General features: G+C 61.4%; 17 protein-coding genes. 11 read left to right on the top strand and 6 right to left on the bottom strand.

Going from position 1 to position 16,586, the window contains the following annotated elements:
• Window positions 1-78: 78 nt before the first annotated feature.
• The gene (locus MCP_RS14865; RefSeq protein WP_012901674.1) at window positions 79-618 is read left to right on the top strand and encodes a MogA/MoaB family molybdenum cofactor biosynthesis protein; all 540 of its coding nucleotides are present in this window, start codon (window positions 79-81) and stop codon (window positions 616-618) included.
• Between the two features lie 623 nt (window positions 619-1,241).
• Here MCP_RS14865 and MCP_RS14860 read toward each other — a convergent pair.
• Window positions 1,242-2,372, bottom strand: coding sequence for a M20 family metallopeptidase (locus tag MCP_RS14860; protein ID WP_012901673.1), 1,131 nt, complete (start codon window positions 2,370-2,372; stop codon window positions 1,242-1,244).
• Between the two features lie 91 nt (window positions 2,373-2,463).
• Between MCP_RS14860 and MCP_RS14855 the strand changes: the two genes are divergently transcribed.
• The 9 genes from MCP_RS14855 to MCP_RS14815 all read left to right on the top strand — a co-directional run bounded on the left by MCP_RS14855 (window position 2,464) and on the right by MCP_RS14815 (window position 10,582).
• A complete protein-coding gene (locus tag MCP_RS14855) occupies window positions 2,464-3,147 on the top strand; it encodes a DUF4013 domain-containing protein (protein WP_012901672.1) in 684 nt (227 codons plus the stop codon).
• The gene (locus MCP_RS14850) at window positions 3,147-3,776 is read left to right on the top strand and encodes a precorrin-2 dehydrogenase/sirohydrochlorin ferrochelatase family protein (protein WP_012901671.1); all 630 of its coding nucleotides are present in this window, start codon (window positions 3,147-3,149) and stop codon (window positions 3,774-3,776) included. The genes MCP_RS14855 and MCP_RS14850 overlap by 1 nt, the downstream gene beginning before the upstream one ends.
• A 73-nt stretch (window positions 3,777-3,849) precedes the next feature.
• On the top strand, window positions 3,850-5,097 hold the full coding sequence (gene hemA / locus MCP_RS14845; RefSeq protein WP_012901670.1) for a glutamyl-tRNA reductase: 1,248 nt from the start codon (window positions 3,850-3,852) through the stop codon (window positions 5,095-5,097).
• Window positions 5,072-6,043, top strand: coding sequence for a porphobilinogen synthase (gene hemB, locus MCP_RS14840; RefSeq protein WP_012901669.1), 972 nt, complete (start codon window positions 5,072-5,074; stop codon window positions 6,041-6,043). The genes hemA and hemB overlap by 26 nt, the downstream gene beginning before the upstream one ends.
• Window positions 6,044-6,049: 6 nt before the next feature.
• On the top strand, window positions 6,050-7,324 hold the full coding sequence (gene hemL, locus MCP_RS14835; RefSeq protein ID WP_012901668.1) for a glutamate-1-semialdehyde 2,1-aminomutase: 1,275 nt from the start codon (window positions 6,050-6,052) through the stop codon (window positions 7,322-7,324).
• Entirely contained in the window at window positions 7,321-8,232 is a 912-nt protein-coding gene (gene hemC, locus MCP_RS14830) for a hydroxymethylbilane synthase (RefSeq protein ID WP_012901667.1), read from the top strand. The genes hemL and hemC overlap by 4 nt, the downstream gene beginning before the upstream one ends.
• A complete protein-coding gene (cobA, locus tag MCP_RS14825; RefSeq protein ID WP_012901666.1) occupies window positions 8,229-8,969 on the top strand; it encodes a uroporphyrinogen-III C-methyltransferase in 741 nt (246 codons plus the stop codon). Before hemC ends, cobA begins: the two co-directional genes overlap by 4 nt.
• Window positions 8,966-9,751, top strand: a complete 786-nt coding sequence (locus tag MCP_RS14820; protein ID WP_012901665.1) for a uroporphyrinogen-III synthase — start codon at window positions 8,966-8,968, stop codon at window positions 9,749-9,751. Before cobA ends, MCP_RS14820 begins: the two co-directional genes overlap by 4 nt.
• A gap of 63 nt (window positions 9,752-9,814) precedes the next feature.
• Entirely contained in the window at window positions 9,815-10,582 is a 768-nt protein-coding gene (locus MCP_RS14815) for a HEAT repeat domain-containing protein (RefSeq protein WP_012901664.1), read from the top strand.
• Here the strand turns inward: MCP_RS14815 and MCP_RS16220 are convergent.
• A complete protein-coding gene (locus MCP_RS16220; protein WP_128567247.1) occupies window positions 10,579-10,689 on the bottom strand; it encodes a rubredoxin-like domain-containing protein in 111 nt (36 codons plus the stop codon). The two genes, MCP_RS14815 and MCP_RS16220, sit on opposite strands and share 4 nt — an antisense overlap.
• Window positions 10,686-11,879, bottom strand: a complete 1,194-nt coding sequence (locus MCP_RS14805) for an FprA family A-type flavoprotein (RefSeq protein WP_012901663.1) — start codon at window positions 11,877-11,879, stop codon at window positions 10,686-10,688. Before MCP_RS14805 ends, MCP_RS16220 begins: the two co-directional genes overlap by 4 nt.
• Window positions 11,880-11,985: 106 nt before the next feature.
• Between MCP_RS14805 and MCP_RS14800 the strand changes: the two genes are divergently transcribed.
• Window positions 11,986-12,546, top strand: a complete 561-nt coding sequence (locus tag MCP_RS14800; protein ID WP_012901662.1) for an XTP/dITP diphosphatase — start codon at window positions 11,986-11,988, stop codon at window positions 12,544-12,546.
• Here the strand turns inward: MCP_RS14800 and MCP_RS14795 are convergent, their stop codons facing one another.
• The 3 genes from MCP_RS14795 to MCP_RS14785 all read right to left on the bottom strand — a co-directional run bounded on the left by MCP_RS14795 (window position 12,547) and on the right by MCP_RS14785 (window position 16,571).
• Window positions 12,547-13,287 (bottom strand): mechanosensitive ion channel domain-containing protein, encoded by a 741-nt coding sequence (locus MCP_RS14795; RefSeq protein WP_012901661.1) that lies wholly within the window; start codon window positions 13,285-13,287, stop codon window positions 12,547-12,549.
• Window positions 13,288-13,355: 68 nt separating this feature from the next.
• Window positions 13,356-15,446 carry an acetate--CoA ligase alpha subunit gene (gene acs, locus MCP_RS14790; RefSeq protein ID WP_012901660.1) on the bottom strand — a complete coding sequence of 697 codons (2,091 nt, stop codon included), beginning with the start codon at window positions 15,444-15,446 and terminating at the stop codon, window positions 13,356-13,358.
• Window positions 15,447-15,614: 168 nt separating this feature from the next.
• The gene (locus MCP_RS14785; protein WP_012901659.1) at window positions 15,615-16,571 is read right to left on the bottom strand and encodes an ABC transporter substrate-binding protein; all 957 of its coding nucleotides are present in this window, start codon (window positions 16,569-16,571) and stop codon (window positions 15,615-15,617) included.
• Between the last annotated feature and the right edge of the window lie 15 nt (window positions 16,572-16,586).

The following is a 16,586-nucleotide window of genomic DNA, read 5'->3' as shown; positions in this document are numbered from 1 at the left end:
GAGAAATAGATTATGCGTCGAAAAATGTGGCAAAATCATTATAGTCCTGTGCCCATTATTTTACTGTAGGTGAGCAGCTTGGAAAAGCCTTCACACGAGAAGCATAAGGATAAGGCTAAAGGCCTGTCTTATAAGTGTGCCGTCATTACTGTCAGTAGTTCTCGATATGCTAAGTACGGGGACTCGGCGTCGCCGGCAGATTGTGAGGACGAGTCGGGCAGCATCATCGTGGGCCTTCTGGCGAAGGCGGGCCACAGGACGTCTTACCGCCTGCTGCCGGACGACCGGCTACACATCGAGCGGTGCCTGATGGACATGCTCTCGGACGCGGACGCGGCCATCGTTTGCGGGGGCACGGGCCTGACGGCGAGCGACGTCACCATCGAGGCGGTCACGCCCATGCTGCAGAAGACCATCCCCGGCTTCGGCGAGCTATTCCGCATTAAAAGTTACGAGGAGGTCGGGACCGCGAGCATGCTTACCCGGGCCATGGCGGGGGTCATCGAGGACCGCGCCGTGTTCTGCATACCGGGCTCGCCCAACGCCGCCAGGGTCGCCGTCTCAGAGCTGATCGTCCCCGAGCTGGGACACGTCATCTCGCACATCAGAAGGAACTAAAGCCTCTCTAAGCTATTATTAAGAATGCACGAAGACTGTTTCAGCCTCAAAGCGACACTAAGCCGGCTCTAAGCTACTCTAAGATTTTTTAAAATTATGGTTCTTGTGCGTTTTTGGGATGATATATTGCTTTGGCTGATGCCTTCGCTCGTTTTTATGTTATGCCGTCGTTGAGTGGTCCAACCACAGGGGCACGGAGAGCGCTGAGTTTCACGGAGTTTTCTTATAAATGGAGGCTCAGAGGCCACGGAGTACGGGTTTATAACATTCCCGGGGCACGGAGTTGAAAGAGGCACTGCCGAGGATAAACCCGCATTATTGTTTATTGGTCAACCGAGCCTCAATAAACTCTGTGCCCCAGGCAAACTAATAAACCGGCCTCTGAGCCCTCTGAGTCTTAAATTATTAAAATAAAACTCTGTGAAACTCCCGTGCGCTCCGTGCCTCTGTGGTTGGACCACTCAACGACGGCATAACTAGAAAAGGATAAAAAAAATATTCATCCCAAAACCGCGGAAGAGTCAAAAATATATTATTATGTCTTCGTGTAGCTTCAGGCCCTCTTAGTGTCGCTTCGTGGCTGAAACAGTCTTCGAGCTTTCTTATTAGTCTTAGAGCCGCTTTTACATTAACGCTTTTTTAACGATGTCCTCGTACAGGTCCGCGGCGAGCTTCAGCTGCTCCCTGTCGATGTACTCGTCCACGCCGTGGGCCTGGTCGATGTACCCGGGCCCGAGCACGGCGGCCGGCACGCCGTTGGCGCGGAACGTCCACATGTCGCACCCCGCCGGGAAGCCGACGGGCGCCGAGGGCAGGCCGTGCCTCGCCAGAACATCCTTGATAAGCGCGACCACCGGCTCCTTCTCGCTCACGCTCGACGGAGGGTAGGAGCATAACAACTCCACGTCCATCCGGGCCCCCGTCTCCTCGCCGATCCTCTCCACGACCCGGGCCAGGTCGTCGAAGGCGCCCCCGACGGTCTCGCCCGAGGTGAGCCGCCTGTCCACGTATATGTGGCACTTCACGGGTATGACGTTGATGCGCTCCCCGCCCCGGATCATGGTCACCTCGAGGGACGAGCGGCCGAGCAGGGGGTCGACCACGTTCATGACCCTGTTGCGGTACCTCTCCAGGTCCCGGAGCACTTCCCCCGCGATGGACACGGCGTTGACGCCCATGTCCGCGCTCGACGAGTGGGCGGCCTGGCCATGGACAGTAATGACGGGCCTCAGGGCCCCCTTGTGGGCGATTGCCACCCTCAGCCCCGTGGGCTCCAGGATGAGCCCCATCTCCGGCCTGTACTTTTCCATGAGCTTCCTCGCGCCCAGCGACCGGCCCGTCTCCTCCTCCACGACGGCCGCCAGCGCCACCGAGCCGTTGAATTTTTTAAGCTTGGCCGCCTTCCCCATGGCCTCCATGGCCGCTGCCAGCGAGCCCTTCGCGTCCGTCGAGCCCCGCCCGTATATGCGGCCGTTCCTCATGGTGGCCTCGAACGGCGGAGAATGCCACAGCGACTCGTCCAGCGCCGGGATGACGTCCGTGTGGGTGCAGAGCATTAATTTTATCGGGCCTTCTCCCAGCCTGCCGATGACGTTGCAGCGGTCCCCTTCGACTTTCTGGAGCTCCACGCCGAGCCCCATCTTCCTGAAGGCGTCGGCTAAATAGTCCTTCACGAGGCCCTCGCGGCCTGTTACAGAGGGCATGGAGATCAAGTCCCGGAGATATCTCTCGGCGGGCGTGTTAAAATCGGGCATCGTCTGAGTGGTTAGAATTGATTCTATATATGGTATCCGCTAATATCACCACCAAAGCTATATTTCACATTGAACAATAGCTAGTAACATAATGCCCCGAAATGACTTACTGGAGACATTCGCCGACGCGCTCAAGTACGCGTCCTCCAACATCTCGGCGCTCCTCGTCGGGGGCATCGTGTTCTTCCTCTCCGCCTTCGCCGTGGGCCTCCCCTTCTTCCTGGGGTACATCACCCGGTGCATGCGAGAGGCCATCGGGGGCAACGGCATCCTGCCCGAGTGGAACAACATCGTGGACATGTTCTGGGACGGGCTCCGCATGGTCGTGGTATTCCTGGCCTACGCGCTGGCGTATCTGGTCGTCATATCGCTCGTGGCCCTGTCGGTCTTCATCTTCCAGGCGCTCAACATGCCCTTCATGGTGCTCCTGAGCACCATCGCGCTCGTGGTCACCATGGCCGTCACGGCGGTCGTGTTCTGCGTGGTGTTCTTCGCCTCCTGGGTGCTTTATGCGACGTGCGACAGCGTCAGGGTGGCGCTGACGCCGGGCCGGATCAGGGGGCTCATATCGCTCGACCCTAAAGGGTACCTGACGACGCTCATCGCCTCGGTGGCCATCATCGCCATCGGCTCCGTCTCGGCGCTGCTCGTGGTCATCATCCCCTGGGTCGGCTTCGCCGCGTTCTCGGCCATCTCCTTTAACTACTCGAAGTACTACCAGACGACCCTCGTGAGGGACACCCTCGCGAGGGACACCCTCCGGGGGGCATCATAGTGGCATCTTACCTTCCGCTGTTCCTGGACTTTTCATGCCGGAAGGTCATCATATTCGGCGGCGGCGCCGTTGGAGAGCGGAAGGCCAGATATTTTTTACCTGCCGAGGTCTTTGTCATAAGCCCTTCGTTCACGGAGTGCCTGGAGGCCATGGGCGCCGACGGCCTCGTGAAGCTTGAGCGCCGTGCCGTCGTCCCCGGCGACGTCCCTGGCCTGGTCGAGGGGGCCTTCCTGGTGGTGGCAGCCACCGGCGACGCGGAGCTCAACGAGTCGATAGCGCAGGCGGCAGAGGCGGCCGGCATCCTGGCCAACAACGCCACGGGCGAGTCGCCAGTCGTCGTGCCCTCGCTCATAAAAAAGGGGGACGTCATGGTGGCCATCTCCACCGGGGGCCGGAGCCCGGCCCTATCGAAGTACCTCAGGCTGAAGCTCGAGCCGGCGCTGGGCGAGGACGTGGAGAAGATGGCGGCGCTCCAGGACCGGGTGCGGGAGAGATTAAAAAGCCAGCTGCCGGATCAAAAAGCAAGGGAAAAGATATTATGGGCTATCCTGGACGACCCGGCCGTATGGGACGCTTTAAAAGAGGACGACAGGGCGTTAGAGCTGGCGTTGCGCCACGCTCGCTCCTGATGCGCAAACTATAATAATTTTGCAGTAGTGCTAATATTGTAAATTAAAGTGTTACTACGTCTTAAGGGATAGCATGACTTTCATAACGAGCGCGTCCGTCAACCACCACAGGGCTTCCATAGGCGGCATCGAGGCCGCCCGGTTCGATAACGTCGACGCGGCCCTACAAAGGCTGACGGTGACGGGCGCCAGCGAGGCCATGATCCTCCAGACCTGCAACCGGGTCGAGATATACGCCGTGTCGGAGGACCCTGACGTCCTCGGGAAGTTCGCCGTTGCAGAGGGCATGCCCCCGCTGGAGCACGCGTGTGGCGACGACGCGTTGTTACATTTATTACGCCTGGCCGGCGGCCTGGATTCCATGATCATCGGCGAGGACCAGATCCTCGGGCAGCTCAAGTCCGCATACCTCTTATCCGAAAAGAACGGCTGTATGGGCAGCATCCTCTCGACGGCCGTCCTCGGGGCCATCGACGCCGGGAGGCGGGCCCGGCTGGAGACCCGGATCAACAAAGGGTCCGTGTCCATCGGCTCGGCCGCCGTGGAGCTGGCCGAAGCCCTGGCCGGGGACCTGAAGGGCAGGTCCATCCTGGTCGTGGGCGCCGGGGAGATGGGCTCGCTGGTGGCCAACGGCCTGGCCCAGAAGAACCTGAAGGGCATCTACGTTGCCAATCGTACCTTTGAGCAGGCGCAAAAGCTGGCGTCCAGCCTGGGCGGCGTGGCGGTCAGGCTCGACGACATCTGCAATTACATTGCGGCCGCCGACGTCCTGATATGCGCCACGGCGGCGCCCCACCTTATTATAACAAAAAAGATGGTCGAGACGTGCGCGAGGAGACCGCTCATCATCATAGACATCACCAACCCCAGGAACGTGGATGAGGCCGTGGCCCGGGTGCCGGGCGTCGTCCTGCACAACATCGATAGCCTCCGCAGGATCAACGAGGCCAACCTGGAGCGCCGCAGGGCCGAGGTCGGCCAGGTGGAGCGCATCATATCCGAGGAGCTGGCCCGGATGAAGAAGGCGTACGGCCGCCAGCGGGCCGACCACGTCATAGGCGGGCTCTACCTGCACGCGGACAGCCTCCGGCTGGCCGAGCTGGACCGGGCCGTATGCCGCCTCTCATCCCACGGGGGCCTGAACCAGGCCCAGAAGGACATCCTGTCCGAGTTCTCCTGCGCCCTCACGGGCAAGATCCTGGCGGCGCCCGCCAGGAGGCTGAGGCTGGCGGCGGAGAAGGGCGACGACGAATATTTAAGGACCGCGCGAGTACTGTTCGACCTGGAGGATAACGATGGGCTATCCGGTCACAAGGCCTAGGCGCCTGAGGCGCAACGCTCTTTTGAGGGACCTCACGGCGGAGGCCACCTTAAGCGTTAAGGACCTGATCTATCCGATATTTATCGACGAAACGGCGACGAAGCGGGCACCGATAAAGTCCATGCCTGGAGTGGAGAGGCTCCCGCTCGACGAGGTCGAGGAGGAGGCCGACTCGCTCGAGGCGCTGGGCATCCCGGCCGTGCTTCTCTTCGGCATTCCCGGCCTCAAGGACGAGACCGGGGGCTGCGCCCACAAGGGCGGGAACGTCATCGAGGCCGCAGTGAAGCGCCTTAAAAAGAAGCGCCGGGATCTGCTGGTCATTACGGACGTCTGCCTCTGCGAATATACCACTCACGGCCACTGCGGCCCAATAAAGGGCGGCACGGTAGACAACGACGCCACGCTCGACGTCATCGCGAAGGTGGCCGTCAACCACGCCCGGGCGGGCGCCGACATCGTGGCCCCTTCGGGCATGATGGACGGCATGGTCCATGCAATTAGAAGCGAGCTGGACTTCAACGGCCTCAAGGACACGGCCATCATGTCCTATGCGGCCAAGTACGCCTCGGCCATGTACGGCCCATTCAGGGAGGCGGCGGACTCCGGGTTCACGGGCTTCGACCGCTCCTCGTACCAGATGGACCCCAGGAACTCGGACGAGGCCATGCGCGAGGTGGCGCTCGACCTGGATGAGGGAGCTGACATCGTGATGGTGAAGCCCGCCCTCTCTTATTTGGACGTCGTGTACCGGGTCAAGCACGAGTTCCGGGCGCCCGTGGCCGCCTACAACGTGAGCGGCGAGTATGCAATGATAAAGGCCGCCGCGGCAAACGGCTGGCTGGACGAGAAAAAGGCCGCCATGGAGGCGCTCATATCGATGAAGCGCGCCGGCGCGGACATGCTCATAACATATTTTGCAAAAGACATCGCAACGCTAATAAAGTGAGGTTCCATGAAGCTCGACACTTCCAGAGCGCTTTTTGAGGAAGCGTTACAGGTGATGCCCGGGGGCGTCTCAAGCCCCGTCCGGGCCGCGAAGCCGTTCCCATTCTACACGAAGTCGGCGAAGGGATGCCGGCTCACGGACGCCGACGGCAACGGCTACATCGACTTTTGCATGGGCTATGGCCCTCTCATCTTAGGCCACCAGCCCGCGCCGGTAAAGGATGCCATCGGGAAGCAGCTGGACGAGGGCTGGCTGTATGGCACCCCGTGCGAGCTCGAGGTGCGGTACGCCCGGAAGATAAGAAATTACTATCCCGGCATGCAGATGATGAGGTTCGTGAGCACCGGCGGGGAGGCGACCATGAGCGCCATCCGGGCCGCGAGGGGATACACGGGCCGGGACAAGGTCGTCAAGATCGAGGGGGGCTTCCACGGGGCCCACGACGGGGTCCTGGTGAAGGCCGGCTCCGGGGCCGCCACCATGGGCGTGCCCGACTCTTTAGGCGTGCCGAAGGATTTCACAAAGCACACCCTCCAGGTGCCGTTCAACGATATACGGGCCATGGAGGCGGCGCTCGAAAGTAATAAGGACCAGGTAGCCTGCGTGATCATGGAGCCCGTGATGTGCAACATGGGCCCGATCCTTCCGAAGGAGGGCTACCTGAGGGCGGTGCGCAACCTCACGAAGGAGCACGGCGTCGTCCTCATCTTCGACGAGGTGGTCACGGGCTTCCGGGTCGGCATGTTCGGCGCCCAGGGGTACTTCGGCGTCGAGCCGGACATGACCACGCTGGGCAAGATCGCGGGCGGCGGCCTGCCCATCGGCATCTTCGGCGGCAAGAAGGAGATCATGGAGAAGGTGGCCCCTCAGGGCGGTGTGTACCAGGCCGGCACTTTCAACGGCAACCCTCTCTCCCTGACGGCCGGCATGGCCACGGTAGACTACTTAGATAAGCAGCGGGCGCACATCAAGCTCAACGAGTCGGGAGAGGCCCTCCGGCAGGCGCTTACCGAGTTATTAAAGCGCATGAAGCTGGACTACTCGGTATCGGGCATGGCCTCCATGTTCCAGGTGTTCTTCGGCCCGAAGCCCGAGAACTACCAGCAGGCGCTGCGCTGCAACAAGGCGCTCTACGACAAGTTCTGGTCGCATATGCTGGAGAACGGCGTCTTCCTCCCTCCCTCGCAGTTCGAAACGTGCTTCCTCTCTACGGCCCACGAGAGGGGGGACGTCGAGGACACGCTCCGGGCGTTCATCAAGTCCTGCGGAGCGCTGAAATGAGGGTGGGGACCCGGGGCAGCAGGCTCGCCATGGCACAGGCCCGGAAGGTGTGCGGCCTGCTCTCTGAAAGGGGCGTTGAGGCGAGCCCGGCCATCATCAAGACATCGGGCGACGTCCACACGAGCGAGCCCCTGCACGCGATGAAGGGCGTAGGGGCGTTCGTGCGGGAGATCGACGACCGCCTCCTGGCCGGCGAGGTGGACATCGCCGTGCACAGCCTCAAGGACGTTCCCACGAAGCGCCCCGAGGGGCTTGCGACCGCCGCCGTCCTGAAGCGGGAATCCGCCCTGGACGTGGCCGTGACGCGGGAAGGGAAGAAGCTTTCAGAGCTTGAGGAGGGCGCCGTGGTGGGCACGTCGAGCACCCGCCGGGCGGCGCTCATCAAGAAACATTACCCGCATCTGCGAACGAACAACATCCGGGGGAACGTGGACACCCGGCTGAGGAAGCTCGGGGAGGGGGAGTACGACGCCATCCTGCTGGCGGAGGCAGGCTTAATAAGGCTGGGCATGGACATCATTAAAGAGCGGCTGGACCCTTACGATTTCGTGCCCTCGGCTAACCAGGGGGTCATCGCCATCGTGGCGAGGCCCGGCACCCCGGAGTTCGACGCAGTCAGCGCGCTGAACGACCATGATACCTGGCTGGAGACGGGCGTGGAGCGGGCCATCGCCTCGGCGCTGGACGGGGGATGCGTGGCGCCCATGGGCGCGTACGCCAGGCTCGAGGGCGACGGCCTGGACGTGGTATGCGAGGTGCTCTCCCTGGACGGCAGGAGACAGGCCCGGGTGAGGGAGACCATACCGGTTAAAGATCATGAGCGCCACGCGCTGAGGCTGGCCGAAAAGCTTGCCGCCTGCGGCGGCAGGGACCTGGTAGAAGAGGCGAAGAGGGAGTTGCGGCGATGAGCGATAAAGGCAAGGTGTACCTGGTCGGTGCGGGGCCCGGCGACCCGGAGCTTTTGACGAGGAAGGCGGAGCGCCTTATGAAAGAGGCGGACATCATCCTGTTCGACGCCCTCGTGGGAGAGGGCATAAAGAGGCTGTTCCCGCCGGGAGCGAAGCTCGTGGACGTCGGTAAGCGGGCGGACGACCACACGTATCCCCAGGAAGAGATCAACCGGATGCTCATCGCCACGGCGTCGGAGTATAAGACGGTGGTCCGGCTCAAGGGAGGCGACCCGTACGTGTTCGGCCGGGGCGGGGAGGAGGCCGAGGCGCTGAGGAAAGCGGGAATAGAGGTCGAGGTGGTGCCGGGCATCACGTCGGCCATCGCCGTGCCGGAGCACGCGGGCATACCGGTCACGCACCGGGGATGCGCCTCAGCGGTCACTTTCATCACCGGCCACGAGGACCCGGCGAAGGGGGAGCCGGCGCTGAATTTCAAGGCGCTGGCGCAGATGAGGGGCACCATCGTCATTTTAATGGGCGTGAGCCGCCTGCGGGAGAACGTCGAGGCGCTGCTCGCCAACGGAAAGCCCCGGGACACGCCGGTGGCCATCATCGAGCGGGGCACCACGGAAAAGGAACGGGTCACGGCAGGCACGCTGGGCAACATCGTGGGCCTGGCCGAATTGAGGGAAGTGCGCTCCCCTGCCATTATCGTCGTGGGAGAGGTCGTGCGGCTGAGGGGCATGTTAAAATGAAGCGGGTGGCCCTGACAAAGCGGGTGGCCGTCACCCGCCCCGCGAAGTTCCTCCCGGCGGCGGTCGAGTACCTCCGGTCGAAGGGCATGGAGGCCGTGCCAGTGCCCATGATGGAGATGGTCCCCAGGAAGAACGGGGACGTCGATGCCTTCCTGGAGCGGCTGAGCGCCGGCCAGGTGGACGTAATAATACTGACAAGCCAGAACGGCTTTTTATTTCTTCTGGAGCGGCTTGGCGATGATGTCGAGCACTTTTTAGGCCTCGTCGAGGGCGTGCGCGTGCTCGCCATCGGCCCGAAGACGAAGAAGGCGCTGGAGGCCCACGCCATCTGGGCGAAGATGGTCCCGTCCACCTATTCGAGCGAGGGCATCGTCAAAGAGTTCTCCTTCCCCAGGAAGCACGTGGAAGTCCTCAGGAGCGACCACGGCAACCCCGTACTGATCAAGGGGCTGGAGGCAGGCGGGGCCATCGTGCACGAGACCATCCTGTACGACATCGTGCCTCTGAAGGGCGAGGCGCAGGAGGCCTTCGTCCGGGAGGCCCTTGCGGGCAGCATCGACGCCTTCACATTCACCAGCACCATGACGGCGAGGAGCCTTTTCATGACGGCCGAGTCCATGGGCGTCCTGCCGGAGCTTAAATCCGCGATGAATGCTAAGGCCGTGGCTGTCATCGGCACCCCGACTGCCGAATTCTTAAGAGAGAACGGCGTTCGCGTCGACGTGGTGCCCCGTAACTTCACCTTCGAGGAAATGATCGACGACCTGGCAAAGGCGCTTTAAGCCCATATTAAACAAATTTATATATTCCCCGGACAAAAGTTAGTAGACTAAGGGGCTGCTGAGATGGCGCTTGCGGACATGGTAAAGCCAAACGTCGAGAAGCTTAAGGCGGGCCGCGATATCGAGGGCCTTATTCGTGCATCGAGGTACGGCAAGGACCCCTGCGTCCGCTCGGAGGCATTGCTGGCGCTGGGCGATATTTTCGACGGGCGGGTCGTGGGCGCCCTGGGCGGGGCCCTGAATGACGGGGACGCACGAGTGCGGATGGACGCAGTGCATGCCCTCGGCAAGGTTCCGGACCCCCGCGCCATGGAAGTGCTATCCGGGGCGCTGAAGGACGGGGACCCGGCCATACGCTCCCTGGCCCAGAAAATGCTGATCAGCCACGTGCACAGCCTGAAGGTCGGGCCGGACGTCGACGGCCTGGTCAGGGCCGCGTCCAGCGACGACCCCTACATCCGCCTCAATGCCGTCTCGGCGCTTGGGGAGGTCGGGGACGAGCGGGCTTCCGAAGCTCTCGTATCCTTGTGCGTCAGGGACCCCTATTATCCCGTGCGGTTCGAGGCTGCAGAATCGCTGCGGAAGGTCAACGATAAGCGGGCCGTCGACATGCTCGCAGAAGCTCTACTTGATAAGGACCCGGCGATCAGGCTCCGTGCCGCGGAGGCGCTGGGGAAGGCCGGCGACCGCCGTGCCGTGGGCGCCCTGTCCGCGGCCCTGAATGACGACGACGAGGCCGTAAGGAACGAGGCCATGGCGTCGCTCGGAAAAATAGGCGACCCCCGGGTCATGAACATGATCGTGGCCGCCATGAAACATAAAAAGAGCTAGGGCACCTTCTCGAACTCCGACTTCGGGGCCCCGCAGAGCGGGCACTCCTCGGGCGGCTCCTCGCCCTCGTGTATGTACCCGCACACCCTGCACATCCACTTCGTCATGCCTGTCCTCCTTTTATCCTGCGGGCGATGCTGCGCCCGAACTCGATGCACTTCTTCTTGTCGTCCTCGCTGAGCGTCGTCATGATATGCTTGAAAGCCAGCGGCTCCACTGTCTCCAGGCCGATCGCCCTGAGCCCGTCGTCGATCTCCTTCACGGCCCCGCCTGCCCACCCGTAGGCGCCGAAGGCCGCGGCTATCTTGTTCTTCGGCCGCAGCCCCTTCAGGTAGGCCATGAGCTCGGCCGTGCCGTGGAGCATGATGTTGTTCTGGGTCGAGGAGCCCACGATAACGGCTCTCGCCTCGAGCAGGTCGGTCATGACCGAGGCCAGCGTGGACTCATGGAGATCGTAGAGCCGCACGTCGACCCCCTCGTCCATGATGCCGAAGGCGATGAGCCTGGCCATCATGTCGGTGAGGCCCCACATGGTGCTGTAGGCGATGACCGCCTCCTCTTTCGGGCGGAAGCTCGACCATGCCGTATAGGCGTTCACGATCCTGCCCGGGTCCCTCCTCCAGATGAGCCCGTGCGAGGGGGCGATGATATCGGGCGAGAGGTTGAGCGCCGGCAGCTTCTCGAGCGTCCCGGCGATGATGGAGGACAGCGGCATTAAGATGTTAGCGTAGTAGGCGCGGGCGTCGTACATGATGTTGGCCCGGACCTGGTCCTCGAACCGCTGGGAGGTCGCGATGTGCTGGCCGAACGCGTCGTTCGATAAGAGGACCTTATCCTCCTCGGCGTATGTGAACATGCTGTCGGGCCAGTGGACCATGGGCACCTCGATGAACCTCAGCGTCTTTTTGCCCAGCTTCAGCGTGTCTCCGGTCTTGACGGCGGTCATGGGCCACCTCTCCCCGTACTTGTCGACGAGGCCGGCCCTCGCCCGGGTAGAGCAATAGACCTTCGCGTTCTTCGCGACCGCCATGACGTCTTCGAGGGCCCCTGAGTGGTCCTTCTCCAGGTGGTTCACGATGACGTAGTCGATCTTCGAAGGGTCGACGTGCTCCCGGATGCCCATGAACATCTCCTCCGAGAACCCTCCCTTGACCGTGTCCACGAGCGCGACCTTCTCGTCCACTATGAGGTAAGCGTTATAGCTCGTCCCCTTGGGCGTATCGTAGCCGTGGAAATCCCTCATGTTCCAGTCGATGGCGCCGACCCAGTATATGCCGTTCCTGACCTCGCACTTCATGCTATTGCTCCCTGGACGTTTTTCTCGTTACAAGATATTTTATTTATACTGTCATATATTTTGGCTTTGAGAAACGTTTTTTTGCCCGCGAGTACTTTATTTTACCATGCAGAGGCCCACCCTGTACTTCGTCACCACGAACGCGGGCAAGCTCCGCGAGGCAAAGGACTTATTCAAGGACTACTTCGAGGTGGAGCAGGTCAACACCACGTATCCCGAGCTCCAGGAGGACGACCTGAGCAAGATCGCCGCGTACGGCGCCCGGTACTGCGCCGACTCCCTGAACCGGGAGGTCATCGTGGAGGACTCGGGCCTGTTCGTCGATGCCCTCAAGGGCTTTCCGGGCCCCTACTCGTCGTTCGTGCAGAAGACGCTGGGCAATAAGGGCATTTTAAAATTAATGGAGGGCGTGGAGGGCCGGCGTGCCGAGTTCCGCTCCGTCGTGGGCTACTGTGCCCCGGGGGAGGAGCCTACCACCTTCACGGGCATCTGGTGGGGCGATATCCTTCACCAGGAGACCGGCACCGGCGGCTTCGGGTACGACCCCATCTTTTCATATCGAAAGTTCCCGGTGGGCGAGATGACCGTCGAGCAGAAGAACGAGGTCAGCCACCGGCGGCGCTCGATGATACAGTTCCGGGACTGGTACCTTAGCAGGATAAAGTGATCATTTCTCGCCGACGACGATGTCCGGGTCGCCCTTGACCCGGTCCAGGAACGCCATCGATATCCTGGTCTTCACCACGTTCCTCCCGGCGATGGCGGTGACGAACCGCCCCTTGATCCAGACCACCTTCTCCTCGATATGCACGGTGATGCGGGGCCCGTTCTCCAGGTCGCTTATGAAGTTCGGCAGGCCGTCCGTGAAGGCGGCCTTCGCGTCCTTCATGACCGCATTGTTCTCGACCTTCAGCAGCTCCTCGAGTATCCCGGCCGCCTTCCTGACGTCGCTCCCGGGCCTGAGCGGGATGCGGATCTCGTCGAAGATGTACCCGCACGAGATGAGCTCCTCCTTGATGGAATAGTCCTTGGAGAAGTTGAGCACGGGCTGGTCGAGCACGACCAGGTTGGGCACGTGGACGATGCGGCCGGTAAGCTCCCCGCCCATCTTCTCGTCCTCGCCCACCTCGTCAAGTATGACGTGGAAGAGCCCGATGTGCTTGACGTCGCCCTTCATGCTGCCGATGCGGATGCGGTCGCCCACGTCGAAGATGTTCGAGGACTTGATGACGAAGTACCCGGCGAAGCTGGCCATGTACTTCTGTAGCGCTAACGAAAGGCCGATGGCCAGGACGGACACGTAGATGCTCAGGGACGAGTTGAAAAAAGGTATGATAAGGATGAGGGCCATGACTACAACTACGAGCATGGACACTAACATGTAACGGAATCGAGATTTAAGCGACATCCCATCCCCAATGTCAGCTATTGCCGTACAAAGGATAAATCTTTATTCGTGACCGAAAGAAAAAAAGGCTATTTTGGAGATATCGCGAGCCGCACATCCAGCGCTAAGCAGCCACGGCCCTTCTCGTACACCTTGACGGGGTTGATGTCCATCTCCAGGATGTCCGGGAAGTCGGTGACGAGCTGCGAGAGCCGCTCGAGGAACTCCACCAGCTTTTCGATGTCGGAGGGCTTCTCGCCCCTCGTGCCCTCGAGCATCTGGTGGGTCTTGATGCCGTAGATCATGCCGTAAGCGTCCTTCTCGTTCAGCGGGGCGATGCGGAACTGCACGTCCTTCAGCACCTCCACGTAGATGCCGCCCAGGCCGAACATGATGAGAGGGCCGAACTGGGGGTCCTTGTTCATGCCTAAAATGACTTCCTTGCCGCCCGTGGCCATCTGCTGAATTAAGACGCCGCTGATCCGGCACCGGGGAGCCGCAAGGGTCACGTCCTTCATCATCTTGTTATAGGCGTTCTCCAGCTCCTCATCGTTACTTATTCCTACTTTAACGCCTCCCACGTCCGACTTGTGGATGATATCAGGGGAGACGATCTTCATCACGATCGGGTAGCCGATCTCCCGGGCCGCCTGCATGGCGTCGTTCACGCTCGTGGCGATCCTGTACTTTAATGTCGGTATGCCGTAGGCCTCGAGCACCGGCAGCGCTTCCAGGCCGAGCACCGTGATGCCCATGTTCCTGGAGTTGTCGATGATCTTGCGGACTTTTTCCCTGTCGACGTCGAACCGCCGGGGCTCGACGTAAACCCGCTGCCTGATCTTCTGGTATCGGGTCATCATCCGCATGGTGTAGGCGACCCTGGAGGGGTCGTCGTAATTGTAGATGCCGTGGCGCTTCAGGACGGCCACGCCCTCGTCCATGACCAGGCCGCCCACGAAACAGGGCAGTATGGGCTTATCCGTGGTCTTCTTGGCCTCGCCTATCACCTCGGCGATGGCCACGGGGTCGGTCATCGCCTGCGGGGTGGCGAGCACCAGGATGCCGTCCACGCCCTCGTCCTTGAGGACCGTCTCCAGCGCGAACTTGTAGAGGTGGGGGCTCGCGTCCCCCAGCACGTCCACCGGGTTGTAGAAGCTCGCCGCGGGCGGCAGCGTGGTCTTGAGCGCGTCCACGGTCTCCTTGGACAGGGTGGCCAGGCGGAGCCCGAACCGCTCGCAGGCGTCGGTGGCCATGATGCCGGGGCCGCCGGCGTTCGTTATTATGGCGACGCGGTCGCCCCGGGGCACGGGCTGGCAGCAGAAGCCGCCGGCCATGTCGTAGAACTCGCTCATGGTCTCGGCCCTTATCACGCCGGACTGCATGAACGCCGAATCGTATGCGGCGTCCGAGCCTGCCAGGCTGCCCGTGTGCGAGGACACCGCGCGGGCGCCCGCGCTCGTCCGGCCGCTCTTGACCACGATGACGGGCTTGGTCTTCGACACTTCCCGGGCCACATCGATGAATCGCCGGCCGTCGGTGATGCCCTCCAGGTACGCTAAAATGACCTTCGTGTTGTCGTCGTTCTTCCAGGCCTCCATGAAGTCGATCTCGTTCAGGTCGGACTTGTTGCCCAAACTTACGAAACAGTCGAAGCCCACGTCGGTGGCGTCGGACCAGTCAAGGATGGCGGTGCCCAGGGCGCCCGACTGGGTGATGATGGAGACGTTGCCCGCGGGCGGCATCTTCTTGGCGAAGGAGGCGTTGCACTTCGTATGGGTGTTCAGGATCCCCAGACAGTTGGGGCCGACGATGCGCATGTTAAACGAGCGCGCGATGTCCTTGACCTCGTTCTCGAGCCGGGCGCCCTCGACGCCCACTTCCTTGAACCCTGCAGAAATGATGACGAGGTACTTGATCCCCTTCTCGCCGCACTCCCGCACCGCCTGGGGCACGAGCTTTGACGGAATGACGATGACGGCCAGGTCGATGGGGCCGGGCACTTCGAGCACCGTCTTGTAGCACTTGAGCCCCTCGATCTCCAGCGATTTCGGGTTAATGGGATAGATTTTTCCTTCGTAGCCGTTCAGGAGGTTGTCCAGCACCGCCCTCCCTACTTTCCCTTTGACGTGCGAAGCGCCTATGACCGCGACGCTTTCCGGGTTAAACATCTTCTCCAACATGTAGCTCCATACCTGAAAGTTGTTTTCGCGTTAATATGTCATCCTTGCAACATTACCGGAGGAATTTTCTAGCAGAGATTAACGCTTATGATAAATAACGTTTGCTATAACTTCAATGAAAAATAATGATAAATAGGCTAAAATATTATTGGGGGCTTCGTGGCCCCCTTAACTGAAGAGCTCGGGGTGGATGATCTTCGCCATGGCCTGCGCGGCATCGACCACCCTGGGGCCCGGCCGGAATATGGGGTCGGACGCCACGGCGTAGACCTTGCCGTTCCTCACGGCGGAGAGCTGCTGCATCCAGTCCTCGGTGCCGTTCCTGAGCTTCTCGAAGTCGGGCTGGCTGTACACATCCACGGGCATGATGATGATGTCCGGGTCCGCCTCGATGACGGCCTCCTTGCTCATCGCCTTGTAGTCGGTCAGCTCGTACGCCACGTTCTGCCCGCCCGCCAATATTATTAAATCGTTCCCGTAGCAGTCGGAGCCGGCCACGTAGAAGTCGTACGTGTCGAGCAACATGAGCACCTTCGGCCTCTGGCTTTCGTTGAGCGTGGCCGTCTTGTCGGTGATGGCCTTGATGCTGGCGTTGATATCGGCGGCCAGCCGGGTGGCGTTATCCCCGGCACCGCAGACCTTGCCCATGCGGAGGATGCTGCGCTCGATATCGCTCACGTTCCTGGGGTCGTTCACGATGACCGGGTACCCCATTGACTCGATCTTCTCGGCCGCTTCCTTCTTGGTGAGCGAGTCCGCGAACACCACGTCGGGGTTGAGCGCCCCCACCTGCTCCACGTTGACGTTGGTGATGCCGCCGACCTTCGTCTTGTTCGCGGCCTCCGCCGGGTAGTTGCAGTAGTCGGTGACGCCGACCACTTTATCGCCCAGGCCCAGCGCGTAGAGCATCTCCGTGTTCTTGGGCGAGAGCGATACGATGCGCTCGGGCATCTCCTGTATGACCACTGTCCTGTCCTTGTCGTCCGTGACGTTCATGGGGTAATTGGCCGACGCCGCGGGAGTCGCCGTGGGCTGTGCCGACGGGCTCGTGCATCCGCCCAGCGCCAGGGCGGCCACGATCAACGCTATCGATACTATAATGGTAAGGTTCTTGTTCGAGACCATGTAGATACCTCAACT

The organism is Methanocella paludicola SANAE (assembly GCF_000011005.1).
Taxonomy (GTDB): domain Archaea; phylum Halobacteriota; class Methanocellia; order Methanocellales; family Methanocellaceae; genus Methanocella; species Methanocella paludicola.
Note: the sequence above shows the minus strand (reverse complement) of the source record. Positions and strands in the feature narration are given on the sequence as shown.